Below are 816 nucleotides of genomic sequence, written 5' to 3' on the forward strand. Positions count from 1 at the left end.
CGTTGGAAGCACTGGGGAGAAGCCACCTGCGGGGTGCAGGAGTCGTGGCTTTTTGTTTTCCTTCCGTCCGGCTATGCGCCGGGGGAAGCGCGTTGCGGACACCCAAAACTATACCGCCTTCACGCGCGCCCGCAACCGAAACATCTTCCAGTAGGTGCTTAGCGGCTAAACTTTGAAGTATGCGCATATCTGTATATGTGCATGCAGAGAGTCCCTTTTAGGTTAACTGCTATCAGTGACCATCGACCACATAGCATGATATACACACATGCGCATGTCGCTACTTAGATAAAATATCCCTGAAGCTATTCTTGCGTCATGACTCGAGTAATTTCCGTGATTCAGTCGAAGGGCGGGACAGGGAAGACCACACTTTCAGTGATGCTCGCAGAGGCAATTCGGCAGATGGGGTATACCGTTGCAATCGCAGACGGCGATCCCCAGCAATCTGCTACCCGATGGGCAACCAAAGTGAAGGATTTTCCATTTCCTATCGAATCTGTCCACAGCTCAAGTGATTTCTCTGGAGTTGTCAGAAAGGGGAACAATCCGGACTTTCTTATAGTCGATACCCCTCCAGGTGGTTTAGCTTTCATAACCGAAAGCGCCGAGGCTGCCGATTTAGTCCTTCTTCCCACTGGTGTTTCCCCGATGGATATTGATCGAACTCAGGTAACGCTTTCTTGGCTAATAGAAATGGGGACACCAACAGCAGTTGTTCTGTCGAATGTCGACAGGAGGGAAAACTTCTAGATGAAGTCCATGCCGAGCTGGAGGGTGATGAGACTGCAGCGCTTGCTGAAACAGTCATCCCAA

Annotated in this window: 1 protein-coding gene; it reads left to right on the plus strand. The window is 50.6% G+C overall.

Annotated elements, in window-relative coordinates; translation table 11 throughout:
• The first annotated feature begins 318 nt into the window (after positions 1 to 318).
• Complete coding sequence (locus tag HMPREF3169_RS07490) at positions 319 to 753, plus strand: ParA family protein (protein ID WP_239239156.1); 435 nt, start codon at positions 319 to 321, stop codon at positions 751 to 753.
• The last annotated feature ends 63 nt before the right edge of the window (positions 754 to 816 follow it).

It is taken from the genome of Corynebacterium sp. HMSC08C04, assembly GCF_001807495.1.
In the GTDB taxonomy this organism is placed as follows: Bacteria; Actinomycetota; Actinomycetes; order Mycobacteriales; family Mycobacteriaceae; genus Corynebacterium; species Corynebacterium simulans.